The sequence below is a fragment of the Cupriavidus sp. 05T313 genome (assembly GCF_056396665.1).
In genome coordinates this window covers 1-14,820 of sequence record NZ_JBFTLX010000024.1, presented here as the reverse complement: position 1 = coordinate 14,820, position 14,820 = coordinate 1, and the positions used below count along the sequence as shown (strand labels likewise).

The following is a 14,820-nucleotide window of genomic DNA, read 5'->3' as shown; positions in this document are numbered from 1 at the left end:
ACTCCTTTCAAGACTCGGCGCAATGTCGCGGCAGATGCGCTCACCACGAGACCACGAAACGCACCGCTATAAGCATCAAACGATGCTATATTGAGTGCTCACACTTAAGGAGACTCCCATGCGTACGACGATTTCGCTTGATGACGACTTGATCGCCAAAGCTCAGGCTTATACGGGTGTGGAAGAAAAAACGGCACTCGTGCGCGAAGCGTTAAAGGCCTTGATCCAGCGTGAAGCCGCGAAACGACTCGCGAATCTTGGCGGTAGCCAACCGGGCATCAAGGGGGCGCCGCGTCGTCGGTTGGACGTCGAATGATCCTTGTCGACACGTCGGTCTGGATTGACCATATCAACGCTTCTGATCCGATGCTGATTAGCCTGCTTGCCGAGGGGCGTGTGCTGGCTCATCCCTATGTGATAGGCGAGATCTCACTCGGTAGTTTGCGTGACCGCGACGTCGTGCTCGGCGCGTTGCTCGATCTGCCGCGCGCGCCAGTAGCCACACCGGAGGAGACGTTTTATCTGATCGAGCGCGAAGGATTGTTCAATCGTGGAATCGGATTTGTAGACACGTCGCTGTTGGCGTCTGCACGCCTACAACCCGGTGTCACCATCTGGACGCGCGACAAGCGATTGAAGAAAGTTGCCGATGAACTCAATCTCAGCGCAGTGCTTGCGCACTAGAAAACGGAAAAGGCGGGCGGGGAGGATCGGGCAGTCGGCAAGCTGAGCCAACACTGCCATCGCCCTGCGCGGCGTCCGGATGAGAACCCGCCTCCCAGCTTCATGTCGCATTCCTGCTCACTCAGGGAATGTTCTTCGCGTTCTTGCAGAAATTTCCCAAAGCCGATCAGGCGATCCGCGGGCACATTGGCAAGGTGTCCGACCACGTTGCGTGTCGGCGACCTGACAACGGAGGATGGCATGGACGATATGCGAGAGGCCCTGAAACATGGCGACAAGACTGGCACCGGCGGGGTACTGATTTCCACGGTGATTGATTTTGCGCATCACGGTGTCGCCGTCGCGGCGGAGGGCGACCACGCTACCTGTCCAGCTTGCAAGGTGGGTGGCCCGGTGATGAACGACGCCTATCCGCACTTCACGCTCATGGACGGGCGCCAGATTCTGGTGCGGGGCGCCAGGGTGATGTGCCAATGCGCGGACAAGCCACTGGTCATCCCGTCACAGGCGGATTTCATCATTCAGGTGAACCGGGGAGGCCGCCTCCAGCCTTCGGCTGCGCCAAGCACTTACGCACCAAGCTCCGCCGAGAAGCTGTCTGACGGGCCAAGCCACCTCGTGGACGATTCGGAGCGGATCTGTGCGAACATGAGCAATGCGGAGTTTCGCAGCCTCGTTCTCAGGCTTCGCGACACGGCGGTTCTGTGCTGCGGCAAGAGGTTGGTGGAGCTTCGACGGTGGGGCCACGCGGATCGGGCGCGAGTCGAGACGTGGTTTGGCGTATCCGATGAAAGGGTCCGCCAACGCCTGCTTGAGGGAATTCCCCGTATTGAGGCGATCCTCAGGAGCCTGACTGCCGACAACTTTGTTCGATACTCCGACGAGGCGATGGAATACATTGGTTGTACGCCTAAAACACGCAACAATCCGCGAATCGCGGCTGCAGTCTGTGCTCCGGATACGAAGACCCACACCATCGCCATTGCACGGAAATTCTGCGACTTATCGCCCTACTCTGACCGTGTCGACTCGCAGCTGTTAACACTGGTGCATGAAGTTGCACACTTCGATGATGCAATGGCGGCAAAGGATCTCTTCTATCAGCTATATACCGTCCAACAGGAGGCTGCGGCAAAGAACCCGCAGTGCATTGAGAATGCTGACAACGTGGCCGCCTATGTCATTGTCTAAGTACTTCCGCGCGGTTGCTGCAGCAGCAGCGATCTTGGCGCAGCCCGCCCTCGCTTGCAGCTTCGACATTTCCTTCAACAGCAATTTCGAGCCCGGCTCGGATCGCTTGCCGGCTTCGGAAGTTCGCAGATTGGCGGAGTGGATGATCGACGATCCGGCAGCCTTTGAGAACAAGAAGGAGTTTCACATTCTTGTCTACGAGGCCCCCACCGCTGGTGTCAGCAATGCGCTCGCGCGCAAGCGCGTATCTCACCTGGAGCATTGGCTGACGACCTTTGGCGTGCCGGCGAGCATGATTTCCATGGAAATCCCCCGCTACAAACCTGGCAAGTCGGCGGMGCCGCCGAATTTTGCGCATATCAATTTCATGCCGGGGTGCCCGCACCCTTGCTGCCCGGGTCCGGAACCGACCTCGCAGATTCGCTAGGCATGCGCTAGATGACGCCTCCCTGCCCGGCAGCCTGTTGTCAAACGGCAGGCTGCGGCAAAGAACCCGCAGTGCATTGAGAATGCCGACAACGTGGCCGCCTATGTCATTGTCCAAGTACTTCCACACGGTTGCTGCAGCAGCAGCGATCTTGGCGCAGCCCGTCCTGGCTTGCAGCTTCAATATTTCCTTCAACAGCCATTTCGAGCCCGGTGCGGATCGCCTGCCCGCTTCGGAAGTTCGCAGAATGGCGGAATGGATGATCGACTCTCCCGGGAAATATGAGAACAAGGAGGAGTTTCACATCGCCCTGTATGAGGCACCCGCGTTTGGTGTCAGTCATGTTCTCGCGCGTAAGCGCACAGCGCACTTGACGCAGTTGCTGACGACATTTGGTGTGCCGGCGAGCATGATCTCCATGGAAATCGCCCGCCACAACCCAGGCAAATCGCTGGCGCCGAACTTTGCAAATATCGATTTCATGCCGGGGTGTCCGCACCCTTGCTGCCCAGGTCCGGAACCGACCTCGCAGATTCGCTAGGCGTGCGCTGGATGACTTCTCCCCGCCCGGTAGCCTCTTTGTCAAACGGCATCGAACTGGAGGCGCTGCGCGCCGCAATTGCGGCGGGCATGGCAAGTGGCACCCCTAAGCTTGCTGAAGCTGTGCTTGCGAGCCTGGAGAGCAAGTACCGCGCTGCGGACAAGACCAAGCACCGCTGACGCGGCACACGATCACGCCGCTCACCGGGCAAGATCTGGCGTCCATGATCCTCATCCGCCCCCCTTCCTGCACCTGTCGATGTGAATTTTTCTCAGTTTCGCCGGCGATATCTGCGGCATGTCGTACGCAATGTTGGTCGCCTCGGTGGCGGTGGAGAGAAAGATCGGGTCGTCCCCGCCAACCCGACTCAGCTTTGTGAGTACATCTTGCCTGGGCACCCCTGTATCGCGCTGTTGCGCGGCCATGAATAGGAGGTCGGCTACGCACTGGCAGACCGACATCCTTTGCGCCTTGCTGACGTTGCCTTGGCTCGCAGGCGTTTGCGCATAGGCTGCGGCAGCGGCAAACAGGGCAACGGCCGCAATCCTTGCGGCTCGCACAGCTTGGTGATGCATATTGTTTTGCCCCCTCTTCTGGTGAGGTGGTCGGGTCCTGCCACGCTGGCTCCGCGCTTGTGAAGATTATTCTCTTGTGCGGGAGGTGATCTGTGTGGCACCGAACCTTCGGCGCAGCTTTCCACGCGCAAGTCCCGCGCAGGAATGGGCTTCCCGAATGCGGCCCGCTGGCCTTCGTTCTGGCGGAGAATACGCGGTAGCACCACTACCGCGAGCTTTCTGATGGACAGCGAAACCGCCGTAAAAGCCCTGGCCGCGCTGGCGCAGCAATCTCGCCTGGCGATCTTCCGCCTGCTGGTCCAGGCCGGCCCGGCCGGCATGCATGCCGGGCGGATTGGCGAGGCGTTGGGCCTGCCGCCGGCAACCTTGTCTTTTCATCTGAAGGAGCTGGCCAATGCCGGGCTGGTCGCGAGCCGGCAGGAGGGCCGGAACGTCATCTACCAGGCGCGCTACGAGCGGATGAACGAGCTGCTTGGATTCCTGATGGCGCACTGCTGTGAAGGGGATCCGAAGGGCTGCGATGTCCCTTCCTTTGCGTGCAAGCCCAAGCGTGCGGCGCGGACAAAGGCCCCGGCTGGGTCGGAGTGAGTTGCGCGGCGGATCGCGCAGGCTGTCGAGCCTGCCACGATGGATCTGGCCGGGCAGGCGTCACGTATCGACGCCTGTCCTCAGATGGGCTCACCCGTTCCGCGCGCGTCTTCCTGTTGGCCTGAGGCCTCGATCACGTTTGGGTGGCCCTGTTCCTGCACGCGCGGCAGCAATGCGGTATGCAGCAGCAGCCCGATGCAGGCGCCGAGCAGTTCGGCGAGCATGAAGCCTGGCACGCTCGCGGGCGCAATGCCGGCGAAGCTATTGCTGAACATCCGTCCGAAGGCGGCAGCGGGGTTGGCGAAGGAGGTGGAGGCGGTGAACCAGTAGGCCGCGCCGATGTAGCTTGCCACCATGGCCGGGGCGCGCCCGTTGGGGGCGCGGAGGATGACCAGGATCAGGCCGGCTGTTGCCACGGTCTCCGCGATCCATTGGCCTGGCCCGCTGCGGATCTTGGCCGAGAACTGCAGGAGGCTCATATCGAACATGGCGTGCGCCAGCCAGGCGCCTAGCACCGCACCGGCCAGCTGGGCGACGATGTAAGGGACCAGGGCGGACCGGGGCAGCTCGCCCTTCACGGCCATCACCAGGCTCACGGCCGGATTGAAATGCGCGCCGCTGATCGGGCCGAAGACCTCGATGAGCACGTACAGGCCGCCTACCGTAGCTAGCGTGTTGGCCAGCAGGGCAACGGCAATATTGCCGCCGGCCAGGCGCTCGGCCATGATGCCCGAGCCGATCACCACGGCAAGCAGCAACGCGGTACCGATCACTTCCCCTGCAATTTGGCGTGGCAGACCAATCATGGCAGTTAGCTCCGCGCAATCTTGGTCAAGGCTTCCTGCAGTTGCGCATGACCCATTGTCTTAAGCGGCAGCATGAGCAGCTGCAGCATGCGGTAGCCGATKGCTTGTCGCGTCAGCTCGAACGCAAGGCGCTTTGCGTCGTCGCCGCCCTGCGCGTGCGAGGGATCGGCGTACCCCCAGTGCATCTTGACCGGGCTGCCCGGCCAGTATGGGCACGCCTCGGCCGCGGCGCTATCGCAGACGGTGATCACGATGTCCATCTTGGGCGCATCATCGCCGACGAACTCGTCCCAGCTCTTGCTACGATAGCCGTCCACATCGACGCCGGCCTGACTCAGCGCTTCGAGCGCAAACGGGTTGATGCGGCCGCTCGGCGCGCTGCCGGCGCTGTAGGCCCGGACATCCTTGTCAAGCTGCTTTGCCAGATGGTTGAGCATGCCCTCGCTCAACACGCTGCGGGCCGAATTGTGGGTACAAAGGATCAGAACGTTGGTCGTCATGGGAACCGCCCAGTGATGGTCAGCTTTTCCCGATGTAGCGCACTGCCTTCTGAAGGGCAACGGCATCGAGTTTATGGATAGGTAGGGACAGGAACAGTTCGATGCGTCGTAGACCCATAACGTGCTGTCTATCTGCACCGGGAATTCGGCGAGGTCGATTCTCTCCGAAGGGCTGATGAACCTTTTCGCCCATGATGGCCTTCAGCARCACGACTTGCTGGATGTCACGGCGATGCCGATCGGCTTGCCCTGCGGGGCGCGCGGCGCGCAACATGCCGAGTCGGCGTTGGCGGATTCCGCAGGCCGGCTTTCACTGAACACCGGTACGTTCCCGAGCGTATGGAAATGCTCCCAGGCGATGCCTTGGGGATCCGTGACCCAGTGCTTCTCGCTGCGTGCGTAGCAGCACGTTGTCTGCCCTTCATCTAGCAGCGCCATATCGGCAGCCTCCGCGCGGTCTTTCAGCGCCGCCAGCTCTTGCGCGTCGTCGGTCTGGAACCCCAGGTGATCCACGCCGGGCTCACCGCCACGGGTGGAGATGGCGAAGTTCACGCGTGGGTCTTCCAGCATCCACTTTGCGTAGTCGCTCTCGACCCGCGTGGGCTCGGCCGCGAACAGCTTCGAGTAGAAGGCAATGCTCTTGCCGAGGTCCTGGACGTTGAGGTGGACATGAAAGCGCTTCATTGGAGTTCCCCTTTAACAGGCACAAACGGTAGTGGCGGCATTGTCGAGACAGGCCTCCCCTTGGCAGCAGTTGGATGTCAGGAAGCCAAGCAGGTCATTCATGTGCGCAAACGCGGCGCGATAGATCAGGTGCCTGCCTTCACGCTCTTGCGTGATCAGGCGGGCATGCATCAATTCCTTCAGGTGGAAGGACAACGTCGCGCCGGGCACCCCAATCTGTTCGGTCATCGCGCCGGGCGTCAACCCGGATGGCCCGGCCACCACCAGCAAGCGGAACACCTGTAGCCGCAGGCCATGGGCCAGGGCGGCGAGAGAGCGGATAGCATCGTTTTCTTCCATATTTCCATAATATTGGAAGTGTTGGCCAAAAACAAGGGCGACGAATGCGGGCTAGGTGGGCGAGGTGGGCGCCAAGTCGACGATAGGCGACGCCGGCTGGACGGTGGGCTGTGCCCGCCGGCGCGGTGGTTTGACGCTTGTCATCCAGGGTCGCTAGCATGGGAAGGTGATCGATCTTCGATCGCGAAAATCGATTGTTTGCCAACCGAAGCGGAGTTGAATGGATGCTAGCCACCGAGAATGAGGTCAAGAGGGACGGGGATGCCATTGGCAATGCCTGGGCGGTGTTTCTCGCTTTCCTCCGGCTGGGCCTGACTTCCTTTGGAGGGCCGATTGCCCACCTGGGCTACTTCCGGGCGGAGTTCGTCACGCGTCGGCGCTGGCTGAGCGAGCGCAGCTACGCGGATCTGGTTGCCCTCTGCCAGTTTTTGCCCGGTCCCGCCAGCAGCCAGGTTGGCATGGCGATAGGCCTGTCGCGCGCCGGCTTCATGGGCGCGGTGGCGGCGTGGGTAGGGTTCACGTTGCCGTCCGCAGTGGCCCTGGTGCTGTTCGCGCTCAGCATTTCCACGTGGGGCGATGTGATACCGGCGGGCGCGTTGCACGGCCTGAAGGTGGTGGCCGTGGCCGTGGTCGCGCAGGCCGTCTGGGGCATGGCCCGCAGTCTGTGCACGGACACTACCCGCATCACCATTGCGGCGTTCTCCGCCTGCGTCGCCCTGCTTTGGCCGAATGCGTGGGGACAGGTCGGCGTGATCGCTGCGTCCGCCGTGGTGGGCCTGGCGATGTTCAAGCCAGCCCGCGATGTAACCCACGACCCGCTGCCGATCTCGATCAGCCGGCGTGTCGGGGGCTTGCTGCTGGGCGTTTTCTTCATCCTGCTGGCGGGCCTGCCTCTCGCTGTGCAAGCGTGGCCCAATCAGACGCTGGCGGTAGCGGGCGCATTCTATCGTGCGGGATCGCTGGTCTTTGGCGGGGGGCACGTGGTGCTGCCGCTCTTGCAAGCCGCGGTTGTGCCCAGCGGCTGGGTGACGAATGACACCTTCCTGGCGGGCTACGGCGCAGCGCAGGCGGTGCCGGGGCCGCTCTTCACGTTTGCGGCGTTTCTCGGCGCGTCCATGACGGTTGCGCCGAGTGGGTGGGTCGGTGCGCTGGTGTGCCTGGTGGCTATTTTTGTCCCGTCGTTTCTATTGGTGGCCGGCACGTTGCCGTTCTGGGAGCAGCTGCGCCGCAACGTGCGCACGCAGGCGGCGCTTGCCGGCGTAAACGCGGGTGTGGTCGGGTTGTTGCTGGCCGCGCTCTATCATCCCGTGTGGACCAGCGCCGTGCACGGGCCCGCCGACTTCGGGCTCGCGGTGATCGCGTTTGTGGCGCTCATGTTCTGGAAGCTTCCGCCGTGGCTGGTTGTCATTTGCAGCGGAGCGGCCGGGTGGCTGCTGAGCGTCGCCCTTTAACATGCGCGCCGCCAACCGGGTTTGCGCTAGGCGCGGTCGAACCGTCGCCGCTTGAAGCTGACGGTGTCCTTGAAGTCCTGCATGCTGCCAACGCGGCGCAGGTCCGCCCAGGTGCCCTTGTAGTACGGCACCACATTGCGATCGGTCCACGGCGTGGTCACGTTCCCCATGACCCCGTTGAAATGGCCAAACTGCATGAACGTCTGGTTGCGTTTGATGTCTGGTTCCAGGTAGGCAAGGGCATAGGTGGAGCCGTAGTCGTTATAGACTTCGACCACGTCTCCGGAGGCCACGCCCAGCGCTTGCGCGTCCGCTGGATGGATCTCGAGATAGGCCATGGGCACCCGCGCACGCACGAACTCGTTGAACTGGTCGTGGTACATCGTCTGCCACACCTCGTTGACCCGGCCGTTGTTGATCCAGAAGTGATACTTGGCCTTCTGCTCGGCGACCGGCTTCGGCAGCCCGGGCCAGGTCGCCGGCTTGAACTCGGCCTTGCCGTCGGGCGTGTCGAACTTGCTGTCCATGTAGAGCATTTCGGTCCCGACCAGCTGGCCGTTGCGATATTCCTTTGTGGGCAGTTGCACGCCATTGTTGCCCATCGCACGCAGGCGCTCGTATGTGACCAGGTTACCGGTTGTGCCGCCCTGGCTGTCGATCGGGACGGCGCCGGGCTGGCCCGCCTGGCGGAAGCCGTCATTGAAGGCGTCCTCTTCGGTCCGCCAGTCGAAGCCGCCAAAGCGCGCGGCCATCTCGCCTTTGCCCTCGGCCTCGTACAAGCGCTTGAGCGTATTGGCGATATCGGCGGCGATCAGGCAGTCCGGGCGCGCGGTGCCCGGTGGATCCATGAACTTGTCCGACAAGCGCATCCGGCGCTCGCCGTTCATCGAGGTCAGGTGCATCTCGCCCGGATGCGCGGCCGGCAGCATCAGGTGGGCGGCGTCGGCCAGGCTGGTGGGATACAGGTTGATATTGGTCAGGAACAGCCCGCCCTTGCTCTTCACGGCGTCGTAGATCGCATCGGCCATCTGCGCCACGGTGGCCCCGCGCTGGCGTGCCATCGCCTCTCGCACAACCGCGGTGCGCCGCAGGATCACGGCGCGGTGCTCCTGCGCATTGAGTGTGGTCTGGAATGGGTTGGCGCCCCACGCCGTGTAGATCAGCCCCTTGCCGTGGATGATCTCCTGGTCCACGTAAATCTTCGTGCTGCCAGGATAGGGCGGCCTGGCATAACCCTCCTGGTGCCCGCCCATGCGCACCACGCCCGTGCCGCGCCGGCCGACGTTGTGCGTGGCCAGGACCAGGTCCACCAGCGCCGACTGGATGAGGTAGTTGTCGTTGCCCCAGATGATGCCCTTTTCATAGGCATGCATCGTATGCGGCCGGTGGCCGGACGCCTTTGGCTTGTAGGCCCACTCCGCCGCGAGCCTTAGCTTGTCGACCGGGACGCCGGTAATGCGACTGGTGTCCTCCAGCGACAACCGGTTCGCGCGCAGCGCCGCGTCGAACCCCTTGGTATAGCCCGCGATAAATTCCTTGTCGTGCCAGCCCTGGTCAACCACATGGGTCAGCAACCCATCGAACAGGGCAATGTCGGTGCCCGGCTCGATATCGAGGTGCAGCACGTTGTCCTTGCCGGCCGCCTGCTCCGCCACCGCGATCGTGGTGGTGCGGCGTGGGTCCACGAAGATCACCTTGGCCGCGGCGATGCTCTCGCCGGGGAAGCGCGTCTTGCGCTTGTCCATGGTCTGGCCCTGCAGATTCGGCAGCCAGTGCGCCAGGAAGTAATTGGTCTGGGTCTCGTAGGAGTTGCAGCCGATTGCCATGATCACATCGGCGAGTTCGGCATCCTCATAGCTGTTGTTGAGCTCGCCGATGCCCATCTCGCGGGTGGCATGGCATTCGGAGTTGTAGGCTGGCCGATTGTGGATCCGGACCAGCGGCGTCTTGAGCGCCGTGAACATCAGCTTGCCGGTTCCCCAGGTGTTCTCGAAGCCGCCGCCCGCACCACCGTGGTCAAAGCAATCGAACGCCAGCCCGGCTGGCCCGTCGCGATCCAGGATCCGCTTGGTCACGCCGGCGTAAAGGGCCAGCGCGTCATCCCAGCTGGTATCGACCCATTGGTCGGCCATATAGACGCGCGGGCTGCGCAAGCGGGCCCTGGCCACGCCGTCCGGGTTGTACATCATCTTGGCCAACTGGCCGCCTCGCGTTGACGACAGGCCCTGGTTCACGCTGCATTGCTTGTCGGGCACGATGAGGATGTTGTGGCGCTGGCCGTCCCGGTCGGTGACGGTGTTCTGCATGTTCGGCGTCATCACCACCGCCAGCGCAGGCAGCTGCTTGCGAAAATCCAGCCCCAGCGCGTTCTGGCCGGGCGCTCGGCCTCCCTCCATGTTCTCCGGCCATTTGTAGACGTGATAGCCGCACCCGACGATGCAGAAATGGCAGGTCAGGTTGGTCCGCTGCGCATTCACGGGTGGCAGGGCCATCCGGTCCTTGTTGGTTGCCATGGCAGTACGCCCCCTTCACAGCAGGTTGGCTTGACGCCCGTAGATCAGCCCCTCGACACCGATGGCTTTCACCGTGCCATCGCTGGCGTTGTACTGCAGCTGGACCATGGGCAGGTTTTCGGTTGCCTGCCCCGACACCATCTGGCCGCTTTTCTCGGGGTCGAAGATGCTGAAATGGCAGGGGCATTTGAAGGTGCGCGCGCCTGCGTCGTAGGCGACCGGGCAGCCCATGTGCGTGCAGAGCGTGCTGTAGGCCACCACGTCGCGGTCGGGGCCGACCCCGCCTGGCACCGGCATCCCCATCTTGATGGCGACGCACGGCGACGACGCGTCCGGGTAGAGGAAACTGACCGGCGTATTGACCTGCAGCTGTCCGACGTGCGCAACCACCTTAGGGGTGAAAGGCAGCGTCGTCCGGCCCGGATTGGCGGGGGGTGGCGCGGCTTGCGCCGGGGTGGGCAAGCTTCCCGAAACACCAATGCCGGCGGCCGCGCCGCCGGTGGCCTTCAGGAACTCTCTGCGCGTGATGGACATGATCACCCCCTCCTGCGGAATGCGATCGCGATGCCCGTCGCGGGTCGCCGGCACTCCGTGGTCGTTGGCATGGGGGCATGCTTGCGGCCGCAGCCCCGGTGGGGCCACGCGGCTATGACTACCGCCGATATTTTTGGAAATATTTAATTATTTCTAGGGCAACGGCGCGGCGAATGCAAGCTGCACTGCGGTACGGATACCGTCGCCACGAAGTGCGACCGCGCCACTTGGCCCGGCACGGACCACCGTGCCCGCGGGAGTTCAAGGTGAAGCGAACAATGTTCAGCATTGAGCGAATCTCGACACCGGTGAGCATGTCTATCGTGAAGTACTGGGAGCCCTGCTCGCCACCATCAGCCTGAGGACAATTGCACTGAAAGTGCACTATGCGGTCTGTATGTCCCTTCGAGATCCTGCTTCCTTCTAAAATACCAACCTTGGCAAACCGATGGGCTCGCGCCCCTGGCATCAGCACCGTTATGAAGATCCTCGAATACATCGGCCTCGACGTCTCCCGGGTCAAGAGCAGCTACCGCAAGGTCACGGAAGCCATTGGCCGCGATGATTTCCGCGCGGCGCAGGTCAAGAAGCTAACCGGCCCCACGCATGGCAAGTTCTACCGCGCCCGGCTGGACGATGCCAATCGCCTGTTGTTCTCGCTGGTGCGCCACGACGGGCAGGCCTGTGCGTTGATGCTTGAGGTGATCGAGAACCACGATTACCGGAACAGCCGCTTTCTGCGTGGCGCGGAGATCGACGAAAGCAAGATCCCCGACATCGACGCGGCCGAGGCGGCGCGCGAGGCCGTGCCTGTGCGCTACCTGCATCCTGAGCGTACCGACATCCACTTGCTGGACAAGCCGATTTCCTTYGATGATGCCCAGGAGTCTGTCTACCGCCAGCCTGCGCCGCTCGTCCTGGTCGGTTCCGCCGGCAGCGGCAAGACCGCGCTGACCCTGGAAAAGCTCAAGCATGCGGAGGGCTCGACGCTGTATGTCACGCACTCTGCCTATCTGGCCCGCAATGCCCGCGATCTCTACTACGCCAACGGCTTCGAGCATCCAGCCCAGGAGGCGGAGTTCCTCTCGTACCGGGAGTTCGTCGAGTCGATCCGCATGCCGGCTGGCCGCGAGGCGGGCTGGCGGGACTTCGCGGCGTGGTTTGAGCGCCAGCGCCAGCATTTCCGCGAGATTGACGGGCATCAGGCTTTCGAGGAGATCCGCGGTGTGATCACCGCCGGGGCGCACGGTGTGCTGGATCGCGATGCTTACCTGGCGCTGGGCGTGCGGCAGTCGATTTTCGCGCAGGACGCGCGAGGGCGCATCTACGACCTGTTCGAGCGGTATCGCGCATGGCTGGCCCAAAGCGGCCTCTACGACCTCAATCTGGTGGCCCGGGAGTGGCAGCCGCTGGCGGATGCCAGGTACGATTTCATCGTGATCGATGAGGTCCAGGATCTCACCATGGTGCAACTGGCGCTGGTGCTCAAGACCCTCAGGAAGCCAGGCCAGTTCCTCTTGTGCGGCGACTCCAACCAGATCGTGCACCCGAACTTCTTCAGCTGGAGCCAGGTCAAGAGCTTGTTCTGGCATGACCCGCAGCTTGCCGAGCAGCAGGCGCTGCGCGTGCTTGCCGCCAATTTCCGCAACGGCAGCGAGGCAACGCGTGTTGCCAACACGCTGCTCAAGGTCAAGCATCGCCGCTTCGGTTCCATTGACCGGGAGAGCAACTTCCTGGTCGACGCGGTAGGCGGCGACGCTGGCCAGGTGGTGCTGCTGCCGGACAAGGACAACGTCAAGCGTGAGCTTGACCAGAGCATCCGCCAGTCCACGCAATGCGCCGTGCTGGTGTTGCGCGACGAGGACAAGGCCGAGGCGAGAAAGCACTTTTCCACGCCCCTGCTGTTTTCCATCCATGAGGCAAAGGGGCTGGAATACGAGAATATCGTGCTCTATCGCTTTGTCTCCGACCAGCGTGGCGAGTTTGCCGAGATTGCCGAGGGCGTCGACAAGCAAGACCTGGCCGCGGACACGCTGGCCTACCGGCGCGCCAAGGACAAGAGCGACAAATCGCTGGAGGTCTACAAGTTTTTCGTCAACGCGCTCTATGTGGCGCTTACCCGTGCGATCAAGAACCTCTACCTGATCGAGTCCGATACCGCGCATCCGCTGTTCGGCTTGCTCGAACTGGCCCAGGGCGGCCAGGCCAAGGTGGAGGCGCGGCAGGCCACACTCGAAGACTGGCAGAAGGAGGCAAGAAAGCTCGAACTGCAGGGCAAGCAGGAACAAGCCGACGCGATCCGCCGCGGCATCCTCAAGGAGGTGCCGCCGCCATGGCCCGTGTTTGACCAGGCCAAGGTGGAGGAACTGCTGATCAAGGTGTTTCGGGAGCAGGCGCCGGGCGCCAAGCCCAAGCAGCAGCTCTTTGAGATTGCGGCCAGCCACGATGAGCCGGTGCTCGCGGCATGGCTCGTGCAGGAGGCCGGCTTTGCCGCCGCACAGCATTTTGCGGGGCAACGCAGCGGCCTGGCACGCAAGAGCTTTGCGTCTTATTTTGCTGGCAATTTCAAGGAGATCCTGCGGCAATGCGAACGCCACGGCATTGAGCACCGCTTGCCGATGAACCAGACGCCGCTCATGGCCGCCGCTGCCGCCGGCAATGTGGCGTTGGTCGAGGCTTTGCTGGAGCGCGGCGCGGATCGCGAGAACGTTGACCACTATGGCCGCAACGCATTGCACTGGGCCATGCTGGAAGCGTTCCGCTCGCCTCAGTTTGCCGCAGGCCCTTTCGCGGCGCTCTACGAATTGCTGGCGCCGCCGAGCATCGATGTGAATAACGGTGAGCGGCTGGTGCGCATCGACCGGCATTTGTCCGAGTATTTCCTGTTTCAGACGATGTGGGCATTGTTCAAGTCGCGATTCACACACATCCACCGTAAGCCTAACGGTGCATTTGAAACGCAGGCGCTGCTGGAGGCCTGGCAGCACTTGCCCGCGCATGTGGTGCGGCCGGAGCGCAACAAGCGCCAGCACCTGTCCGGCGTCCTGGCGAGAAACGAAGTGGACCGTGACTATGCGTATAACCGCATGCTGTTCAAGCGCTTCGAGCAAGGCTGGTATCAGTTCAGCCCGGCGTTGTCGGTGCGGCGCCGGCATGAAGGGCAAGAGACCTGGGTGCCGATCTATGAAGCGCTCAACCTGCCGTGGATCAACGAGTCCTCCTGGGAAGCCGTCTGGAGGCACATGGATCTTTACCTCGGGCTGGCCCGGATGCCTGACCGCACCGTGCCCATCGCCGCTGAACGTGTCGTGGCGCGATTGAATGCGAGGTGATCCGGGGTGGTGATACGCCTGGCGAAYTGTGGCGGACAGGGCGCCGCGCGCCGAGATCGCAGCGGCCTTATCGAGTGGCACCCGGAAGTCTGCTGAAGATATGTTCGCAAGACGCGATAGCAAGTATCGCTGATGCGGCTCACGACTACGCCGCCGCCAAACAGGTTGCGCGGACCCATGGCCGGATACCGTGTCCACTGCGCGAGGCCTTCATAAGGCGTTACGCCGGCTCGCGCGTGCCTGCGAGGATAGTGTGCATTCTGCCGTGCCAGCGGGCGGAAGGGACGGTGGGCCTGTCGATATAGGCCCGGAAAGCCTTGGCGCGCGCATTCGTGTTTGCCGTGATCCATTCCAAGGCGAGAACGGTTTTTTGTTCCGCCACTGGCATCCGCGCGACTGGTGATGGCGTACTGCCTTGCGCCCGGCCGCGTTCCTGTTGTTTATCCTCGCTATAGCGCCGCACTCCTCCCGAGATACGGGGGCAGCTTTGCATCCAGGCCTTCGTTGGATACACGAACGCCCGTCGCCCTCTCACTTTTCGCGCGACGACTGTCACTCAGCGAAAGGCCCGGTTGGGATTCCGACTTCAACATTGTTCGTATCTGACTAAATCGCGACCGGCAGTGCTCGCTCTCGCGTCAGGTCGCTGTAGGCG

At 62.7% G+C, this 14,820-nt stretch carries 15 protein-coding genes; 9 read left to right on the top strand and 6 right to left on the bottom strand.

Going from position 1 to position 14,820, the window contains the following annotated elements; translation table 11 throughout:
• The first annotated feature begins 118 nt into the window (after positions 1–118).
• The 7 genes from AC1DKD_RS08480 to AC1DKD_RS08450 all read left to right on the top strand — a co-directional run bounded on the left by AC1DKD_RS08480 (position 119) and on the right by AC1DKD_RS08450 (position 4,006).
• Positions 119–316, top strand: a complete 198-nt coding sequence (locus AC1DKD_RS08480; RefSeq protein WP_183035768.1) for a type II toxin-antitoxin system VapB family antitoxin — start codon at positions 119–121, stop codon at positions 314–316.
• Entirely contained in the window at positions 313–684 is a 372-nt protein-coding gene (locus AC1DKD_RS08475; RefSeq protein ID WP_441630204.1) for a type II toxin-antitoxin system VapC family toxin, read from the top strand. Before AC1DKD_RS08480 ends, AC1DKD_RS08475 begins: the two co-directional genes overlap by 4 nt.
• 240 nt (positions 685–924) lie before the next feature.
• Complete coding sequence (locus AC1DKD_RS08470) at positions 925–1,875, top strand: M35 family metalloendopeptidase (RefSeq protein WP_441630202.1); 951 nt, start codon at positions 925–927, stop codon at positions 1,873–1,875.
• Positions 1,862–2,302 carry a hypothetical protein gene (locus tag AC1DKD_RS08465; protein ID WP_477143174.1) on the top strand — a complete coding sequence of 147 codons (441 nt, stop codon included), beginning with the start codon at positions 1,862–1,864 and terminating at the stop codon, positions 2,300–2,302. The genes AC1DKD_RS08470 and AC1DKD_RS08465 overlap by 14 nt, the downstream gene beginning before the upstream one ends.
• Before the next feature lie 103 nt (positions 2,303–2,405).
• Positions 2,406–2,843, top strand: coding sequence for a hypothetical protein (locus tag AC1DKD_RS08460; RefSeq protein WP_441630198.1), 438 nt, complete (start codon positions 2,406–2,408; stop codon positions 2,841–2,843).
• Positions 2,844–2,854: 11 nt separating this feature from the next.
• Positions 2,855–3,022, top strand: a complete 168-nt coding sequence (locus AC1DKD_RS08455) for a hypothetical protein (RefSeq protein ID WP_441630196.1) — start codon at positions 2,855–2,857, stop codon at positions 3,020–3,022.
• A gap of 618 nt (positions 3,023–3,640) precedes the next feature.
• A complete protein-coding gene (locus AC1DKD_RS08450; RefSeq protein ID WP_441630194.1) occupies positions 3,641–4,006 on the top strand; it encodes an ArsR/SmtB family transcription factor in 366 nt (121 codons plus the stop codon).
• 80 nt (positions 4,007–4,086) lie between these two features.
• Here AC1DKD_RS08450 and AC1DKD_RS08445 read toward each other — a convergent pair whose 3' ends face one another.
• The 4 genes from AC1DKD_RS08445 to AC1DKD_RS08430 form a co-directional block, all read right to left on the bottom strand.
• On the bottom strand, positions 4,087–4,812 hold the full coding sequence (locus AC1DKD_RS08445) for an aquaporin (protein ID WP_441630192.1): 726 nt from the start codon (positions 4,810–4,812) through the stop codon (positions 4,087–4,089).
• A 5-nt stretch (positions 4,813–4,817) separates the two neighbouring features.
• A complete protein-coding gene (locus AC1DKD_RS08440) occupies positions 4,818–5,312 on the bottom strand; it encodes an arsenate reductase ArsC (protein WP_441630190.1) in 495 nt (164 codons plus the stop codon).
• Positions 5,313–5,513: 201 nt separating this feature from the next.
• Positions 5,514–5,996: an ArsI/CadI family heavy metal resistance metalloenzyme gene (locus AC1DKD_RS08435; RefSeq protein WP_441630188.1), complete on the bottom strand. Its 483-nt coding sequence runs from the start codon at positions 5,994–5,996 to the stop codon at positions 5,514–5,516.
• 12 nt (positions 5,997–6,008) lie between these two features.
• The gene (locus tag AC1DKD_RS08430; RefSeq protein ID WP_441630186.1) at positions 6,009–6,335 is read right to left on the bottom strand and encodes an ArsR/SmtB family transcription factor; all 327 of its coding nucleotides are present in this window, start codon (positions 6,333–6,335) and stop codon (positions 6,009–6,011) included.
• Positions 6,336–6,559: 224 nt separating this feature from the next.
• Between AC1DKD_RS08430 and chrA the strand changes: the two genes are divergently transcribed.
• On the top strand, positions 6,560–7,786 hold the full coding sequence (chrA, locus tag AC1DKD_RS08425) for a chromate efflux transporter (protein ID WP_441630184.1): 1,227 nt from the start codon (positions 6,560–6,562) through the stop codon (positions 7,784–7,786).
• A gap of 26 nt (positions 7,787–7,812) precedes the next feature.
• Here the strand turns inward: chrA and AC1DKD_RS08420 are convergent, their stop codons facing one another.
• Both AC1DKD_RS08420 and AC1DKD_RS08415 read right to left on the bottom strand, forming a co-directional pair.
• Positions 7,813–10,299: an arsenate reductase (azurin) large subunit gene (locus AC1DKD_RS08420; RefSeq protein WP_441630182.1), complete on the bottom strand. Its 2,487-nt coding sequence runs from the start codon at positions 10,297–10,299 to the stop codon at positions 7,813–7,815.
• A gap of 15 nt (positions 10,300–10,314) precedes the next feature.
• The gene (locus AC1DKD_RS08415; RefSeq protein WP_441630180.1) at positions 10,315–10,833 is read right to left on the bottom strand and encodes an arsenate reductase (azurin) small subunit; all 519 of its coding nucleotides are present in this window, start codon (positions 10,831–10,833) and stop codon (positions 10,315–10,317) included.
• Positions 10,834–11,312: 479 nt separating this feature from the next.
• Between AC1DKD_RS08415 and AC1DKD_RS08410 the strand changes: the two genes are divergently transcribed.
• Entirely contained in the window at positions 11,313–14,165 is a 2,853-nt protein-coding gene (locus AC1DKD_RS08410) for an ankyrin repeat domain-containing protein (protein ID WP_441630178.1), read from the top strand.
• Positions 14,166–14,820 lie beyond the last annotated feature (655 nt).